Source organism: Opitutaceae bacterium TAV5, assembly GCA_000242935.3.
Lineage (GTDB): Bacteria > Verrucomicrobiota > Verrucomicrobiia > Opitutales > Opitutaceae > Geminisphaera.
Window position 1 is genome coordinate 1,606,257 of sequence record CP007053.1, and the last position, 15,289, is coordinate 1,621,545.

Here is a 15,289-nt window from a genome sequence, read left to right on the forward strand (position 1 = left end):
AGCTTCCTTCGAACTTGCAGACCGGGAAATCCGGACAAAAAGTTGGCCGGTCGCCTACCCCTAAGCGACCGGCCATTTGCTTTCTTAGTTACCCCAAAACTCCCGCTATGCGGGAGAAAGTGTGAATCTGATGTTGCTAGTGATAGACCGCCTCTTCCTTTCGTCAACAAAAACTTGCTGTTTTTTCGCAGCGGCATTTATGGGGCATGGAAATGAATGAGTTACGAAATTTATTTTTGGACGGAAGATTCGCATGCAGAAGCCGGATTGCCGGACTCCTCCGGCTTTCGGGGGAGGACGCCGCGGTTTTCCTGCAAGGGCAGATCACGCAAGATATCCGTTCAACTCACGACTTTACAAAAAGTTACGGATTATTCCTCAATCAGAAAGGCAAGGTCCTGGCCGATGCGCATGCGCTGAAGGTGAACCCGACGGAATGGTGGTTATGGAGCGAGGCAACGCCATCGGGCATAGTGCGGGAACATCTGGAAGACTATATCGTAGCGGATGATGTGGAAATTTCGGATTTCAGCAGTGGCTGGACGGTAACCACATTTGCGGGGACAGGCGCAGCGGACGGGCTGCGGGCCCTCCTCGGTCGCGACCTGCCGGCCCCGGGGGAATTTGTCGCTGCGAACGAAGGGTTTGTGCTTCAGGGGCAGAGAGGCCTGGGGATTTCATGGGAGTGGCTTGCCCCTGCGGGTCGCGAGGCTCCCCTCGACGGATGGGAACCGCTGGCTGCGGAAGTGATGGAGAATGCCCGTATCGGGGCGCGGCTTCCCCGGGTGCCGGTGGATATCGGACCGGCCGATTTGCCGGCGGAGGGGGGTCTGGATGCGACGGCGATATCGTTCACCAAAGGCTGTTACCTCGGACAGGAGATCATGGCCCGGCTCAAGGCAATGGGCCAGGTGCGACGCCGGCTCCTGCGGGTGACGGGGGCGGGTCCGTTGCCGGAGACGTTGCCCGCCCCCTTGTACCGGGCCGGCAGGAAGATCGGCGAAATCCGCTCCGCGGTGGCATGCAGGACGGGATTTGCCGGCCTGGCCATGCTGTCGCTGGCGGGCCTGGAGCCGGAAGCCGTGTTCGCCTGCACGCCGGGCGGAGAGGCAGCGGTCAAGTTGTCGGACGACGATTTTTTGCCGGCGGCCCGGGCCGGACGGGCGCAAGCGGAAAGCCGTCCTGATTATCTGGTGTAACTGCCGCTCCGGGCACATGCTTCGGGGAACAGATTGCCCGGGAGAGAAAGAATCGCAGGCGTGTTTGTCGAAAATTATCTCGGCAAGCCCGGGTGCATCTGGAATGCGTTCACGGCCCTTTTAAAGGAAAACTCTATGGCCCTCTGGGAATACAAAGTCATTAGCAGCGGCAAAGGCGGATTTGCTACGCCCGCCCTGCTCGAAAATTTTCTCAATCAGCTCGGCAAGGACGAGTGGGAGATCATTGAATTTCATACGCAGCCGGACAACGCCCTCGCTTTTCAGGGGCTTGCCCGCCGCCCCACGCAGCGCGACTGGACGCTCGAGGCGGCTGTGGCCGCTGCGGCCAAGGTCGAGGCCGACAAGATCCGGGCCGAGCTCATGGCCCGTCAGCACGCCGGCGACCTTCAGGCCGGAACCGGCGACGGACAGGCGGCGAACCGCTCCGGAACCGAGAGAGCCGCTGCGGATGGCGAGGTAAACGGCCTGCGCCAGCTCCGCGACACCGACCTCGATCACGATCCCGAGGCCCTTGCCGACGAGGCTGCCGGCCTGAACGAATGGGACAACCTCGATACCGAGGAGGACGACCTCCCCAACTTTTTCGACGCGCTCAAGCCGCACCTGCGCAAAAACCAGCGCGGCCCCGGCATGTCCGTCGCCATCGATTATCTCGCCAAGCGCTGGGAGCAGCCCGAACGCGACCTCGTCGGCGCGCTCGAAGAATGCGGATTTGTCCTTCCCGAGGGCGAGGACAGCGAGCCGGTCTATCTGGAATTCGAAGGAGACCTCTACTGGCTCAACCGCAACAACCGCGGACAACTCTTTCTCAACACCCGCGAAAAACCGCGTCCCCGCTTCAGGATCGCCACCGCCACCCGCCTCGATCCGGCCGATCCGTCCGTCGCCGCCATTGCCGAGGAGCATGCCGCCGAAGTCGCCGAGCGCGCCCGCCGCGCGCAGGAGCAAGCCGAACGTGAAGCCGAGGCGGCCGCCCGCCGGGCCGAACGCGAAACCGCCCGCCAGGCCGCCGAAACCGCGCGTCGCGAGCAACAGGAAGCGCTCCAGGCTGCGCAACAGGCCGCGCAGCAATCCGCCGCCGAAGGGTTGCCCGGCAGCGAAACCCTGCTCGAAATCCTGCAACCGTTCCTGCGTCGCAACCGGCGCGGTCCCGGCAGTTCCGGCTCCACCCATTTTCTGGCCAAGGCCCTCCACAAATCCGAGGCCGATCTCGTCGCCGTACTCGCCGCGCTCGGCCTCACCGCCCCCGCCAGATCCGGCGACAAGCCGGTCTTCACCGAAATCGGCAACAACCTCTGGTGGATCAACAAGGACAGCCGCGGCGGACTCTGGATCAATACCCGCGAAAAACGCGAACGCCCGTCGGCTCCCGCCGCCCCCGCGAATGACGTGGCTTCCGCGCCGGATGCCAAAGGCGCCGCCACCGATGAAACCGACGCCGGTACCGACGCGGATCATTCCGAAGAGTCGTCTTCCCTCCGAAATGGCACCGAAGAACCGGCCGCCACCGTCTCCGCCTCTCCGGAATCGCAGACGCCCGAACCGGCTGCGGCCGCCACCGTGCCGGAATCATCGGAGGCCGGAAGCACCGACACACCGCCTGCGCCTGCCGGCAGTGATGCGGAACCGGCGACGACACCGGCGGTTGCCGACACCGCCGACCCTGACGACGCTGCATTGTCCGGCACCCCGGCTCCGGATGAAGCCGCCGATGCAGCAACCGATGCGGATGATGCGGATCAGGAAGAAGAGACGGCGGCCAGCGATGCCGGCGGCGCCGAAGGCGAAAGTGCCGGCGAGCCTGAGCCCGGGCCTGATACGCCCGAAGCCGTCCCCGCATCACCGGGCGCGCCCTCGCCGCTCACCGCTCTCCGCCTGTTGCTCAAGCCAAACCGGCGTGGCACCGGTGTTTCCGGCGAGGTCGGTTTCCTCGCGCGCTCGCTCGGCAAAAGCGAACCCGAGTTGCTGGCCGCTCTGGGCGAAGCGGGCCTGGTCGTGCCGGATGATCCCGAAGCGAAACCGGTTTTTGTCGAACACGGAGCCGAGATTTTCTGGTTCAACCGGAATGCGAAAGACGAGACGCTCTGGCTCAATGCCAAGGCATCCCGCGCCTCCTCTTCCGCACGCCGCACCGGCACCGGAGGCAAGAGCGGCGGCTCCGGCGGCTCCCGCAGCCGGCGCCCGGCCAAAAAGTCCGGACCGGAAGAGCCGGCGGCGTGACACCGGTGGCATGGTACCGGAGTCGGCACAACCCGGCTCCCGGTTCTGTTGACACCGGTTTCGGGACGGAAAAGGCCGGCGAAAAAAACGCGGATTTTGGCTTGCGCCCCCCGCGCCCGGTCCTGCTTACTCCGCGGCTCTTTCAGCTTTGGACCCTTAGCTCAGTTGGTTAGAGCACTTCCTTGACATGGAAGGGGTCACTGGTTCGAGTCCAGTAGGGTCCACCATTTCAGCCTCCGGAAAACCGGAGGCTTTTTGTTGCCGGCGAAGGATCTGCGTATTCCGGCCTCATCCCGGTCCCCGCCTCCCGCACCGGTTGTTGTGCGGACGGCCTTCCCTTTTCTCACCCGTCGGCGTCACCACCCTTGCGGAGGGCGGCGAAACCCGTTTGTTCCTTTTGTTTTCTTCCTGTGAACCTGACCCGGCCAGCCGAGTGGATGAGCGTCTTCAAGGTCACCACGCGCGAGCGCTGGGACTGGTGGACTCCCTGTGCCCTCGTCCTGCTCAGCGCCATCGGCGTCGCCTTTATCTACAGCGCCCAGTATTCCACGCCGCTCTCCAACTGGAAAAACCAGATCGTGTGGCTCGTCGCCGGCGCCGGCGTCTACACGGCCATCTCGCTCATCGACTACCGGTTCTGGATGGGCGTGGCCCACTGGTTCTACCTCGGCAGCCTCCTCCCGCTCATCCTCGTGCTCATCCCGGGCATCGGCCAGGAACGTTTCGGCGCCCAGCGGTGGATCGACCTCGGATTTTTTTCCCTCCAGCCCTCCGAACCCGCCAAGGCCGCCGTCCTCCTCATCACGGCCAGCATCCTCGCGCGTTCGCAGATCGGCACCCTCCGCGAATCTTTGAACACACTTGGCAAGTTGGCGCTTGCTGTCGGATTGCCCATATTCCTTATCCTGCTCCAGCCCGACCTCAAATCCGCCATCGTTCTCCCGCCCATGGTATTCTCCATGCTTTATGTCTCCCGGCTCTCGACCCGCTTTTTTCTGGCGGTGCTGGGCGCGTTTGCGGTCGTGGTGACGGCCGTGGCATGGGACGCGCACGGCTACATCCGGTTCATGGACGAGAACGGCTTGTCCTACAGCAGCCGCAAGGCCGGCGACCCCCGTTACGAAGACCACACCTGGTTCCCGCTGCACGATTACCAGCGCAACCGCATCGTGGCCTTTGTCGTGCCCGAAAAAATCGATCCGCAAGGCACGGGCATCAGCTGGAACCAGCGCCAGGCGCTCATCTCCGCCGGCTCGGGAGGACTGTCCGGCAAGGGCTGGACCAAGGGCACGCAGGCCCAGCTCGGCTACCTGCCCCGCGCGGTCGCGCACAATGATTTTATCGCCTCGGTCATCGCCGAGGAAGAAGGATTTCTGGGAAGCCTCACGGTTCTCGGCCTGTTTGCAGTGGTGTTGTTCAACGGCATACGCATCGCCGTCCTCGCAAGGGACCGCATGGGATCACTCATCGCCATCGGCGTGACGGTCCTGTTCGCAGTGCACGTGTTTGTGAACATCGCCATGACCATCGGGCTGGTGCCCATCACGGGCATACCACTTCCCTTTATCAGCTACGGTGGTTCCTTTGTGCTCAGTTGCTGTTTGCTGCAAGGACTGGTCCAGAGCGTCTATCGTTTCAGAAAGGACTTCACGTGAAACTGAACCTTTCCGACGACCACGACCTCGCGACCGGGATTTCCTGCGCCGCCACTTCCGCACATCGGGGCCCCCATAAACCCGACACACACACCCGACATGAGCGACCAACCACAACGCCCGTCAGACAACGACGGACCCATTGACGACACCAATGCCGACGACCCCGTATCGGCCTCCACCTCCGCACCCGATCAGCCGACTCCCGAAGCCACCCTCGACGAACAGCTCACGCAACCGCCCGTCCAGCAGGAAGGCGAGCCCGTAGACCGCCGCGAACTCAAGTCCGGCGCCCAGGAACGCTCCCGCCAGCGTCCCCTCCTCCAGAAAATCCTCTCGGTTTTCAAAAAGGAAAAGACCTCCTACCGCGAGCTCATCATCAATTCCGAGCCGCTCGAAAAACGCGTCGCCCTCCTCGTGGACGGCGTCCTCGAAAAATTCGAGATCGAGCGCTCCAATGCCGACCGCATGGTCGGCGGCATCTACAAGGGCCGCATCAAGAACCTCGACCCCGGCCTCAAGGCCGCGTTCGTCGATATCGGTTATACGAAAAACGCCTTCCTTCATTATTGGGACATGCTCCCCGCCGCCGCCGATTCCTCCGTGGAAATCGTCCGCGTGAACAAGAAGAAAAACGCCGCCCCGCGCCCCGCCGAGCCCACGGTCAAGGACATCCCCAACCTGTATCCGCCCGGCTCCGACATCATCATCCAGGTCACCAAGGGCCCCATCGGCACCAAGGGCCCGCGCACCACGACCAACCTCTCGCTGCCCGGCCGCTACCTCGTGCTCATGCCTTTCAGCGACCAGTGCGGCATCTCGCGAAAAATCGAGGACGGCAAGGAACGCCAGCGCCTCAAGCACCTCGTCAACGAGCTCACCATTCCCGAAGGCATGGGCGTGATCGTGCGCACCGCCGGCGAAGGCAAGAAACCCCGCTACTTCGTCCGGGACCTCCACCTGCTCCTCAAGACCTGGTCCGAGATCCAGCAAAAGCTGCAAAACGAACGCTCCCCCGCGTGCCTCTACCAGGAGCCCGACATCGTCGAGCGCACCGTCCGCGATTTCCTCACCGAGGAAGTGGACCGCGTGCTCATCGACAACACCGAGGACCACGCCCGCTGTCAGGCCGCCGTCGCGCAGATCTCCGCCCGCTCCAGGAACAAGATCGCCTTCTACAAGGACAACATCCCGATCTTCGAGCGCTTCAATATCGAGCGCCAGATCGAGCAGACCTTCCAGCGCAAGGTCTCGCTCCCCAGCGGCGGCGAGATCATCATCGACGAGACCGAGGCCCTCATCGCCATCGACGTCAACACCGGCTCCCACAAGAACAAGGGCGGCGACGAGAAAAACGTCATCTACTCCGTCAACCTCGAAGCCGCCGCCGAAATCGCCCGCCAGATCCGCCTGCGCAACCTCGGCGGCCTCATCATCTGCGACTTCATCGACATGAAGGAGCGCCGTCACCGCAACGGCGTGTACGAGAAACTCTGCGAGGCCATGGCCCACGACCGGGCCAAAACCCATATCCTGCCCATCTCGCAACTCGGCATCCTGCAGATGACCCGCCAGCGCCAGCAGGAATCGCTGACGAGCAACATGTATGTGGATTGCCCCTACTGCCGCGGCCGCGGCATCGTGAAGAGCGCCACCACCATGAGTGTCGAGTTGCAGCGCAAGCTCTCGTCGATCGTGCGCCGGCTCACCTCGCGCAATGACGGCAAGACCTATTCGCTGCGCGTGATGGTGCACCCCGGCATCCTCGACCGCCTCCGCAGCGAGGACGCCGAACTGCTCGTGCGCATGGAGCGCGAATACGGTGTCAAACTCGCCTTCCGCGCCGACCCGAGCTACCACGTCGAGAACTTCAAGATCATCAACACGGCCACCGGCGAAGAGTACCGCTGACGGGACGGTGCGACCGGAAGGGGGGGTGGCAGGCCCGGCCCCCCCCGGTCGCGTTTCCCGGGATACCTCTCTCCCCTCCTTCCCGCCGTTCGCTAACTCTTTCACCTGTCTTTCTCTTCCGCATTTCCTCGGCAAGGGGTGAGACAGATTTGTCAGTCCATGCGCAGCCAAAACCCTTGATTCCCCGGCCCGCGCCCGCTTCATTCACGCCCTTCCGCGCCTGCAAGGGTGCGTTCACCTGTAGTAAATAGTAACAATCATCCACCAGAAATCGGAGCCCTCCATGGCAGTTAAAGTTGCAATCAATGGTTTCGGCCGCATCGGCCGCCTCGTCTTCCGCGCCCTCGTTGAGCAGGGCCTCCTCGGCACCACCTTCGACGTCGTCGCCGTCGGTGACATCGTCCCCGCCGACAACCTCGCCTACCTCCTCAAGTACGACTCCACCCAGGGCAAGTTCCAGGGCACCGTCTCCTCGAAGAAGTCCGCCGCCGACAAGGCCGACGACGATGTCCTCGTCGTCAACGGCAAGGAAATCAAGGTCGTCGCCGCCAAGACCCCCGCCGAGCTCCCCTGGAAGGCGCTCGGAGTCGATCTCGTCATCGAGTCCACCGGTCTCTTCACCGACGCCGAGAAGGCCAAGGGCCACCTCACCGCCGGCGCGAAGAAGGTCATCATTTCCGCTCCCGCCAAGGGCGAGGACATCACCGTCGTCCTCGGCGTCAACGACGACAAGCTCGACGTCAGCAAGCACAACATCATCTCCAACGCCTCCTGCACCACGAACTGCCTCGCGCCGCTCGTACACGTGCTCATCAAGGAAGGCTTCGGCGTCGCCGAAGGTCTCATGACCACCGTCCACTCCTACACCGCCACGCAGAAGACCGTGGACGGCCCGTCGAAGAAGGACTGGAAGGGTGGCCGCTCCGCCGCCATCAACATCATCCCCTCCACCACCGGCGCCGCCAAGGCCGTCGCGCTCGTGCTCCCCGAGGTCAAGGGCAAGCTCACCGGCATGTCCCTCCGCGTGCCGACTCCGACCGTCTCCGTCGTTGATCTGACCGTGAAGACCGTCAAGGCCACCTCCCTCGCGGAAATCAAGGCCGCCATCAAGAAGGCCTCCGAGACCTACCTGAAGGGCATCCTCGGCTACACCGAGGACGAAGTCGTCTCCTCCGACTTCATCCACGACAAGCTCTCCTCGATCTTCGACGCCGGCTCCTCCATCGAGCTCAACCCGAACTTCTTCAAGCTCGTGAGCTGGTATGACAACGAGTGGGGCTATTCCAACCGCGTCGTTGACCTCACCAAGATCATCGCCGCCAAGCTCTGATCCGGTCATCAACCGACAACCTTGAACACGTAACCGCAGGGCGCGGGGCTCGCCGGGGAAAACAGAAAGTCCTCCACGAAGCCTGCGAACCCTGCGGTTATTTTTTTGAACCACGGAAAAAAGAGACCCACGAAACACACGAAAGGACACGAAAAGAAAACCACCGGGTACCTGTTTTTCGTGTCCTTTCGTGTGTTTCGCGGGCTCTCCTCCTTCAGTTTTTCAGCCCTTTAACACTTTCCCACCATGGCCAGATTCAAAACCATCCGCGACCTCGACCTCGCCGGCAAACGCGTCTTCATCCGCGTCGATTTCAACGTTCCCCAGGACAAGGCCACCGGCGCCATCACCAACAACCAGCGCATCGTCGCCGCGCTCCCCACGATCAACTACGCCCTCGAAAAAGGCGCCGCGGTCGTCCTCGCCAGCCATCTCGGCCGTCCCAACGGCCAGAAAGTCGCCAAATACACCCTCAAGCCTGTCGCCGACGAACTGGCCAGGCTCCTCGGCAAGCCGGTAAAATTCCTCGACGACTGCGTCGGCCCCGCCGTCGAGGCCGCCTGCGCCCCCGGCACGCTCAAGGCCGGTGACGTCGTCCTCCTCGAAAACCTCCGCTTCCACATCGAGGAAGAAGGCAAGGTCAAGAACGAGGACGGCACCTCCACCAAGGCCGACAAGGCCGCCGTCGAAGCCTTCCGCGCCAGCCTCAGCAAGCTCGGTGACGTTTACGTCAACGATGCCTTCGGCACCGCCCACCGCGCGCACTCGTCCATGGTCGGCGTCAACCTTCCCGCCAAGGCCGCCGGCGTCCTCATGGAGGCCGAGCTTACCGCTTTCGCCAAGGTGCTGGACAACCCGCAGCGTCCTCTCCTCGCCATCCTCGGCGGCGCCAAGATCGCGGACAAGATTCCGCTGATCAACAACCTCATCGAGAAAGCCGACGCCATCATCGTCGGCGGCGGCATGGCCTTCACCTTCAAGAAGGTCATCAACCACATGGAAATCGGCAACAGCCTCTTCGACGCCGAAGGCGCGAAGCTCGTCCCCGAACTCGTCGAGAAAGCCAGGGCCAGGGGCGTGAAGATCGTCCTTCCCGTCGATTACGTCATCGCCGACAAGTTCGCCGCGGACGCCGCCTCGAAAACGGCGGACGACGCCAGCGGCATCCCTGCCGGCTGGATGGGTCTCGACATCGGCCCGAAGTCCATCGCGCTCTTCACCGAAACGATCAAGGCGAGCAAGACCATCATCTGGAACGGCCCCGCCGGCGTGTTCGAATTCGAGAAGTTTGCCGAAGGCACCAAGGCCCAGGCCGCCGCCGTTGCCGCCGCCACCGCTGCCGGCGCCACGACGGTCGTCGGAGGCGGCGACACCGCCACCGCCGCGAAGAAATTCAAGGTCGCCGACAAGGTCACCCATTGTTCGACCGGCGGCGGCGCCAGCCTCGAATTCCTCGAAGGCAAGGCCCTGCCGGGCGTCGTGTTCCTCGAAAACTGAGACGCCCGCCGGGTGTGAAACCGGAAGTCCGGGGTCTGAATTTGGTCGATTCCGCATCCGGCCCGTCTCACGATCGGCCGATCGCGCCACTCGCACCGAATCCCGGACTCCGGATTTCCTGCAAAATTCTTTCCATCAAAAAATCATGATCCGCAAAAAACTCATCGCTGGTAACTGGAAGATGAACAAGACCTCCGCCGAAGCCACGCCGCTCGTGCAGGAGATCGTTGCCGCTGTCGGCAAGCAAACCGATGTCGACGTCGTCGTCGGTCCTCCCTACACGGCGCTCGAAGCGGCCGGCAAGGCCCTCGAGGGCTCCGTCATCAAGCTCGGCGCGCAAAACATGCACCCGGAAAAGAGCGGCGCGTACACTGGCGAGATCTCCGCCGAAATGCTGCGCAACCTCTACGTCACGCATGTGATCCTCGGACACAGCGAGCGCCGCACCTATTTCGCCGAGACCGACGCCTTCATCAACCGGAAGGTCATCGCCGCGCTCAAGAGCGAGCTCAAGCCGATCCTCTGCGTGGGCGAGACGCTCGCCGAGCGCGAAGGCAACCAGACGCTCAAGGTCGTGCAGACGCAGGTCGAGGCCGGCCTCGAAGGCGTGAGCAAGGAGCAGGCGCTCGCCATCGTCATCGCCTACGAGCCCGTCTGGGCGATCGGCACCGGCAAGGTGGCCACGACGGAGCAGGCGCAGGAAGTGCATGCCTTCATCCGCAGCCTCCTTGTCAAGCTCTTCGGCGATGCGGTGGCGCAGAAGATCCGCATCCTCTACGGCGGTTCGATGAAGCCCTCCAACGCGCCCGAACTCCTCGCGCAGAAAGACATCGACGGCGGCCTCATCGGCGGTGCCTCGCTCGAGGCCCGCAGTTTCGTGGAGCTGGTCAACGCCGCCGCCGCGACCAAATAGGAAGTGGAGAATGCCGGAGAAGTGGCACGGGCATCCTTGCCCGTGGACGGCGCGAAGCGCCGCCTTCCGGAACACGGGCTGGAAGCCCGTGCCACTTCATGGGCAGGGATGCCCATGCCACACCACCACTTTCGATTACACGTCCGTTTCCTGCCCCCTTGCCTTCGGGTTTGCCTCCGGCCTCCCGAACAGTCATGAATCGGCCTGTTATGAATCCTGCCTACGGAAATCCCTTCGTGACCGCCGCCGACGCCGGGGCGGCCGATCGTGCTCTGTTTATCCGGCGCACCTACCTGCACCTCGCCGGTGCGATCCTCGCATTTGTCGGACTCGAAGCGCTGCTGCTGCAGATGCCCGGCATCGAAAACCTCGTCGGTGCCATGACCAACGGCATGAGCTGGCTGATCGTTCTCGGCGCCTTCATGGGCGTGTCCTGGCTGGCGGACCGCTGGGCCCGTTCCGATGCCTCGCAGACAACCCAGTATATCGGCCTGGGCCTCTACGTCGTGGCCCAGGTAATCATCTTCCTGCCGCTGCTGTATATCGCCGCGTACTACAGCGATCCCACGGTGATCCCGACGGCGGGCATCATCACCGGCCTGCTCTTCGCCGGGCTCACGGCGACGGCGTTCATCACGCGCCAGGATTTTTCGTTCCTGGGCAGCATCCTCACCATCGGCGGGTTTGTCGCGCTCGGCGTGATCGTTTGCAGCCTCATTTTCGGCTTCACGCTCGGCCTGGTTTTCTCGGGGATCATGGTGTTTTTCGCCGGCGGTTCGATTCTCTACACCACGTCCAACATCATTCATCACTACCGCACCGATCAGCACGTGGCGGCTTCGCTCGCGCTGTTTTCCGGCGTGATGCTGCTGCTCTGGTACGTGCTGCGCATCCTGCTCCTGCGCAGCCGGAATTGAACGGATCGTGCGGCGGCACGGGCGTTCGCCCGTGTTACCCGCGAATCTCGATGCGCACGATCCTGGCCGCAGCCACGTGGTCGGGATTGCGGATCGCGTGCAGGGTGCCGGCGGGAACGAGCAGGGTCTGGTCCTTGCCCACAACGATATCGTTGCCGTCGAACCGCACGGTCACGGAACCGTCGATCACATAAATGAGGTGATCATGCGCGTGGGCATGGTCGGCGATCCGGCCGCCGCCGGGGCCGACGAGAGCGACGATGCACTCGAGGCGCCTGTCGTCATGGATCTTGCGGGCGAGGAACGCGGTGTGGTCCTCGGGGAGGGTGTAGCTGCTTTGTGGCATACGGGTTGAGGGTGGGAAGGAAACGGGAACAGGGCGACGGACGCCCCGGAAGGAACGGGCGTCCGTCACCGCGGGAAAACTCAGGACGGGGGCGGGCCAAAGGCCGGCAGCGTCATGGCCGGCACGACCGGGCGGGGCCGGCGGCGGGATTCGACAATGCGGAGCCGGCGCACGCCGCCGGGCATGTCCCAGGTGACGACATCGCCGGCCTTGTAGCCGATGAGCGCGGCGCCCATCGGCGCGAGGATCGAGAGGCGGCGGGCAGCCGGGTCGGCGTGCTCGGGAAGCGCGAGAGTCCAGGTCTCGGCCTCGTTCGTATCCAGATCCTGGAGACGAACCTCGGAATTGATCATCACGACACCGTCGGGCATGGCGGTATCATCCTCGATGATGAGGGCCCGGTCGAGCTCGGCCTGAAGGCGGGCGAGGTTTTCGCGGTCGTGCTTGCCTTCGGAAATGAGATTCAGCCGGGAACGGATCTGGAGAAGGTCGGCGCGGGAAATGTAGAGGTCGGTGTTGTTTTCCATGATCATAAAGACGGGATTGGTGGTTCGGGCGGGTAGTGCGTCCGGAAACGGACGCGGTTCAGGAGCGGGCCGGATCGGCCTCTGCGGACTGGATCGGAGCCGTGGGGATGGAGGCCGGCAGGACGGCAGCGCCGAGCCGGTTGAGTTCGTCGGCGGTGAGTTCGATGCCGGTCGCCTCGATCGAGGCGAGCAGGTGGTCGAGGTTGTTCACGCCGATCACCGGCGAGGTGACGCGCGGGTTGGCGATCACCCAGGCGAGCGCCACCTGTTGCGGCGTCACGCGGCGGGCGGCCGCAATTTCCCCGAGGATGCTCACGACAACGTCGGAATGGGCGGAAGTGTAGCGGGCGCGCAGCCACTGCGAACGGGCCGTGTGGGGCGAGCCGGGGCCGCCGCCGAGCAGGAAACCGCCGGCGAGCGGCGAACGGGCGAGGAAGCCGAGCCGGTGTTCCTGGCACAGGTCGAGGGTGTCTTCTTCGTAACGCCCGCGGTCGAGCAGCGAATAATCACACTGGACGACTTCGAAGCGGTTGGTGTTGAGGCGGGCGGCGCGGCCGATGCTTTCCATGACGCGCCAGGTCGGGAACCCGGAGGCGCCGACGCAGCGGACGAGACCGGCGCGCTTGAGGATGTCGATGGCCGCGAGCAGGTCGTCGGTCGGCGGCAGGCTGTCGTGCCACTCGACCAGCAGCAGGTCGAGATGTCCGCAGCCGAGGCGGTGGATGGAGGATTCGCAACAGCGGAGCAGCGCGTTGCTGACGTACTCGGGCCCGGGCTGATGCCGGCGAAGGGCGACGCGGGTGCCGATGATGAGCTCATGGCGCGGCACCTGGCGGTCGGCGAGCCAGCGGCCCACGTACTCTTCGGACGGGTTGGAGAGCACGGGGCTGCCCTCGATTTCAGGTCCGAGGCCGGAGGCCTGGATGAAATTGCCGCCAGCCTCGCGAAAGGCATCGAGGATGGAGACGGAGAGAGGTTCGGGCGTGCTCCAGCCAAAGCTCAGGGTGCCGAGGCAGAGTTCCGAGACGTGGAGTTCAGTGCGGCCGAGTTTGTTCTGTTTCATGGCAGGATCGGGATTGGCGTGCGGTCATGGCCGCGGGTGACGATGGATGAAAATGAAGACATTGCGGACCTGCCGGAAGCAGGCGCGCACGAGCGGTGATCAAACCGGGTAAAAAGGGGAGCGACCTTACGCGGTCACACTATAGAACGAATTTCCCGCGCGTAAAACGGGGTGGTGGTGTTTTTTACCTGAATCAGCGGCCCGGCGCCCGGAATTCCGGCGAACCGGGACCTGGCGGGTCCCTATGCGTTCGCCTGGTTTCCGCCGCCGGGCGAACCCGGACAGTCGGCAGGAAGCCTGGTATTTCGGTGATGGGGGAGCGGGCAAATCATGCTGGAGCCAGTTTGTCCGGCATGGAGACGGCGGGGTCAAGGCTTGTTCGGCGTGAGGTCGAGGCGCGGGGAGAATCGCCGCTGCCACCTCCGCCGGTAAAGTGGTGGAGCAGATCGGGATCAAACCGACGACCTCGTCGTTGCGAACGACGCGCTCTATCAACTGAGCTACTGCCCCAAACAGGAAGGGCGAGGTTTTGAGCAAAGCCGGGCGGGGAGTAAACATCTATTTTTCGTGGGCAGCGCTGACGCGCGGGAGCTCAGGAGGTTGTCGTTCAGGATCCTGGAGTGCCTGGCCAAGGCAACATTGTACCCCAAACTCTGAACCCTGAACTCTGAACCCAGCGCGTCAGCGCGGCGCCATCACCTTGAGGCTGAGGGGGCGGACGGTGATTTCGAGGCGCGGGCCGGCTTCGCGGACTTCGCCGTCGGTGTGGCAAACGAGCGGAGCGCCATCGGCGGATTCGATCGTGAAGCGGGGGGCGGCGAGTTGCAGGACATTGCCGGACGGGCGGAGCGTGCCGCGCCGCATGCGCAGCGCCAGCGGGAGAGCGTTGAAAAGATGGACGCGACGGATCGCCGTGAGCCTGAGCAGCCCGTCATCGACGGCCGCGTCGGGAGCGATATGGAAATCGTTGCCGTATTGCGACGAGTTGGCCACGGCCATGATGAAGGCGGGCAATTCATGCGTGAGCGGCGCGGCGCCGGCATCCGGCCAGGCGATGATTCTGTAATTGTTTCTTCGATACGAGCGGAGCGTGCCGGCGATGGTGCGCACATAGCCGGCGAGTCCCCGCTTCGTGAGCCGGTTGAAGCGACGGCTGATCTCCGCATCGAATCCGAACCCGACGACGTTGAGGAACGGATGGCTCCCGTCGGCGAGCCCCGTATCGATGGCACGGGGGCGGCCGGTGAGGAGATTGGCGAGGGCGGCTTCGGGTACGAGCGGGAGGCGGAGGTGACGGACGAGGCCGTTGCCGGAGCCGCGCGGGATGATGCCGAGCGTGGCGGGTGTGCCGATGAGGGCGGCGGCGACTTCGTTGAGCGTGCCGTCACCGCCGATGGCGACGACAAGCCCGCAACCCTCGTCGAGCGCCTGGCGGGCGAGTTCGGTGGCGTGATGCGGGTGTTCGGTGAGGGCGAGCCGGGCGCCGGGGGCATGCCGGGCAATCCAGCCCCGGACGAGAGCCGCCATGTCTTCGCCGGGCCGGTGGACGCCGGAACGGGGATTGAGGATGAAGCGGAGTGTGGGCATGGAGAAAAAACTGAAATGCTAACCTGTTTTGTTCACCAGAGATTGGGCCGGGAATCATTCCGGAATCCGCAATGTTGTCTTTGACCACGGATTACACGGATGA

General features: G+C 63.8%; 13 protein-coding genes and 2 tRNA genes. 9 read left to right on the top strand and 6 right to left on the bottom strand.

The features are described 5' to 3' along the window. Positions 1–212: 212 nt before the first annotated feature. The 6 genes from OPIT5_07335 to OPIT5_07360 all read left to right on the top strand — a co-directional run bounded on the left by OPIT5_07335 (position 213) and on the right by OPIT5_07360 (position 8,336). A complete protein-coding gene (locus tag OPIT5_07335) occupies positions 213–1,199 on the top strand; it encodes a folate-binding protein (protein AHF90062.1) in 987 nt (328 codons plus the stop codon). Positions 1,200–1,259: 60 nt separating this feature from the next. After that, on the top strand, positions 1,260–3,440 hold the full coding sequence (locus OPIT5_07340; GenBank protein ID AHF90063.1) for a hypothetical protein: 2,181 nt from the start codon (positions 1,260–1,262) through the stop codon (positions 3,438–3,440). 150 nt (positions 3,441–3,590) lie between these two features. After that, positions 3,591–3,667: transfer RNA gene (locus OPIT5_07345), tRNA-Val, on the top strand. 210 nt (positions 3,668–3,877) lie between these two features. Next, positions 3,878–5,095 (top strand): cell cycle protein, encoded by a 1,218-nt coding sequence (locus OPIT5_07350; GenBank protein AHF90064.1) that lies wholly within the window; start codon positions 3,878–3,880, stop codon positions 5,093–5,095. 99 nt (positions 5,096–5,194) lie between these two features. Further along, the gene (locus OPIT5_07355) at positions 5,195–7,006 is read left to right on the top strand and encodes a ribonuclease (protein AHF90065.1); all 1,812 of its coding nucleotides are present in this window, start codon (positions 5,195–5,197) and stop codon (positions 7,004–7,006) included. Positions 7,007–7,289: 283 nt separating this feature from the next. Then, positions 7,290–8,336, top strand: a complete 1,047-nt coding sequence (locus OPIT5_07360; GenBank protein ID AHF90066.1) for a glyceraldehyde-3-phosphate dehydrogenase — start codon at positions 7,290–7,292, stop codon at positions 8,334–8,336. 8 nt (positions 8,337–8,344) lie between these two features. Here OPIT5_07360 and OPIT5_07365 read toward each other — a convergent pair whose 3' ends face one another. Continuing rightward, positions 8,345–8,476 (bottom strand): hypothetical protein, encoded by a 132-nt coding sequence (locus OPIT5_07365; protein ID AHF94170.1) that lies wholly within the window; start codon positions 8,474–8,476, stop codon positions 8,345–8,347. 106 nt (positions 8,477–8,582) lie between these two features. On the opposite strand from OPIT5_07365, the gene OPIT5_07370 reads away from it, so the two are divergent. The 3 genes from OPIT5_07370 to OPIT5_07380 all read left to right on the top strand — a co-directional run bounded on the left by OPIT5_07370 (position 8,583) and on the right by OPIT5_07380 (position 11,663). Then, the gene (locus OPIT5_07370) at positions 8,583–9,833 is read left to right on the top strand and encodes a phosphoglycerate kinase (protein ID AHF90067.1); all 1,251 of its coding nucleotides are present in this window, start codon (positions 8,583–8,585) and stop codon (positions 9,831–9,833) included. A gap of 148 nt (positions 9,834–9,981) precedes the next feature. After that, positions 9,982–10,746: a triosephosphate isomerase gene (gene tpiA / locus OPIT5_07375; GenBank protein ID AHF90068.1), complete on the top strand. Its 765-nt coding sequence runs from the start codon at positions 9,982–9,984 to the stop codon at positions 10,744–10,746. A 209-nt stretch (positions 10,747–10,955) separates the two neighbouring features. Then, positions 10,956–11,663, top strand: coding sequence for a permease (locus OPIT5_07380; protein ID AHF90069.1), 708 nt, complete (start codon positions 10,956–10,958; stop codon positions 11,661–11,663). 34 nt (positions 11,664–11,697) lie between these two features. On the opposite strand, the gene OPIT5_07385 is transcribed toward OPIT5_07380, so the two are convergent. The 5 genes from OPIT5_07385 to OPIT5_07405 form a co-directional block, all read right to left on the bottom strand. After that, positions 11,698–12,009, bottom strand: coding sequence for a cupin (locus tag OPIT5_07385; GenBank protein ID AHF90070.1), 312 nt, complete (start codon positions 12,007–12,009; stop codon positions 11,698–11,700). 80 nt (positions 12,010–12,089) lie between these two features. Further along, complete coding sequence (locus OPIT5_07390) at positions 12,090–12,542, bottom strand: elongation factor GreAB (GenBank protein ID AHF90071.1); 453 nt, start codon at positions 12,540–12,542, stop codon at positions 12,090–12,092. A 52-nt stretch (positions 12,543–12,594) separates the two neighbouring features. Beyond that, positions 12,595–13,599 carry an oxidoreductase gene (locus OPIT5_07395; GenBank protein AHF90072.1) on the bottom strand — a complete coding sequence of 335 codons (1,005 nt, stop codon included), beginning with the start codon at positions 13,597–13,599 and terminating at the stop codon, positions 12,595–12,597. A 434-nt stretch (positions 13,600–14,033) separates the two neighbouring features. Further along, positions 14,034–14,109: transfer RNA gene (locus OPIT5_07400), tRNA-Ala, on the bottom strand. Between the two features lie 171 nt (positions 14,110–14,280). Next, positions 14,281–15,186, bottom strand: coding sequence for a diacylglycerol kinase (locus tag OPIT5_07405; GenBank protein ID AHF90073.1), 906 nt, complete (start codon positions 15,184–15,186; stop codon positions 14,281–14,283). Positions 15,187–15,289 lie beyond the last annotated feature (103 nt).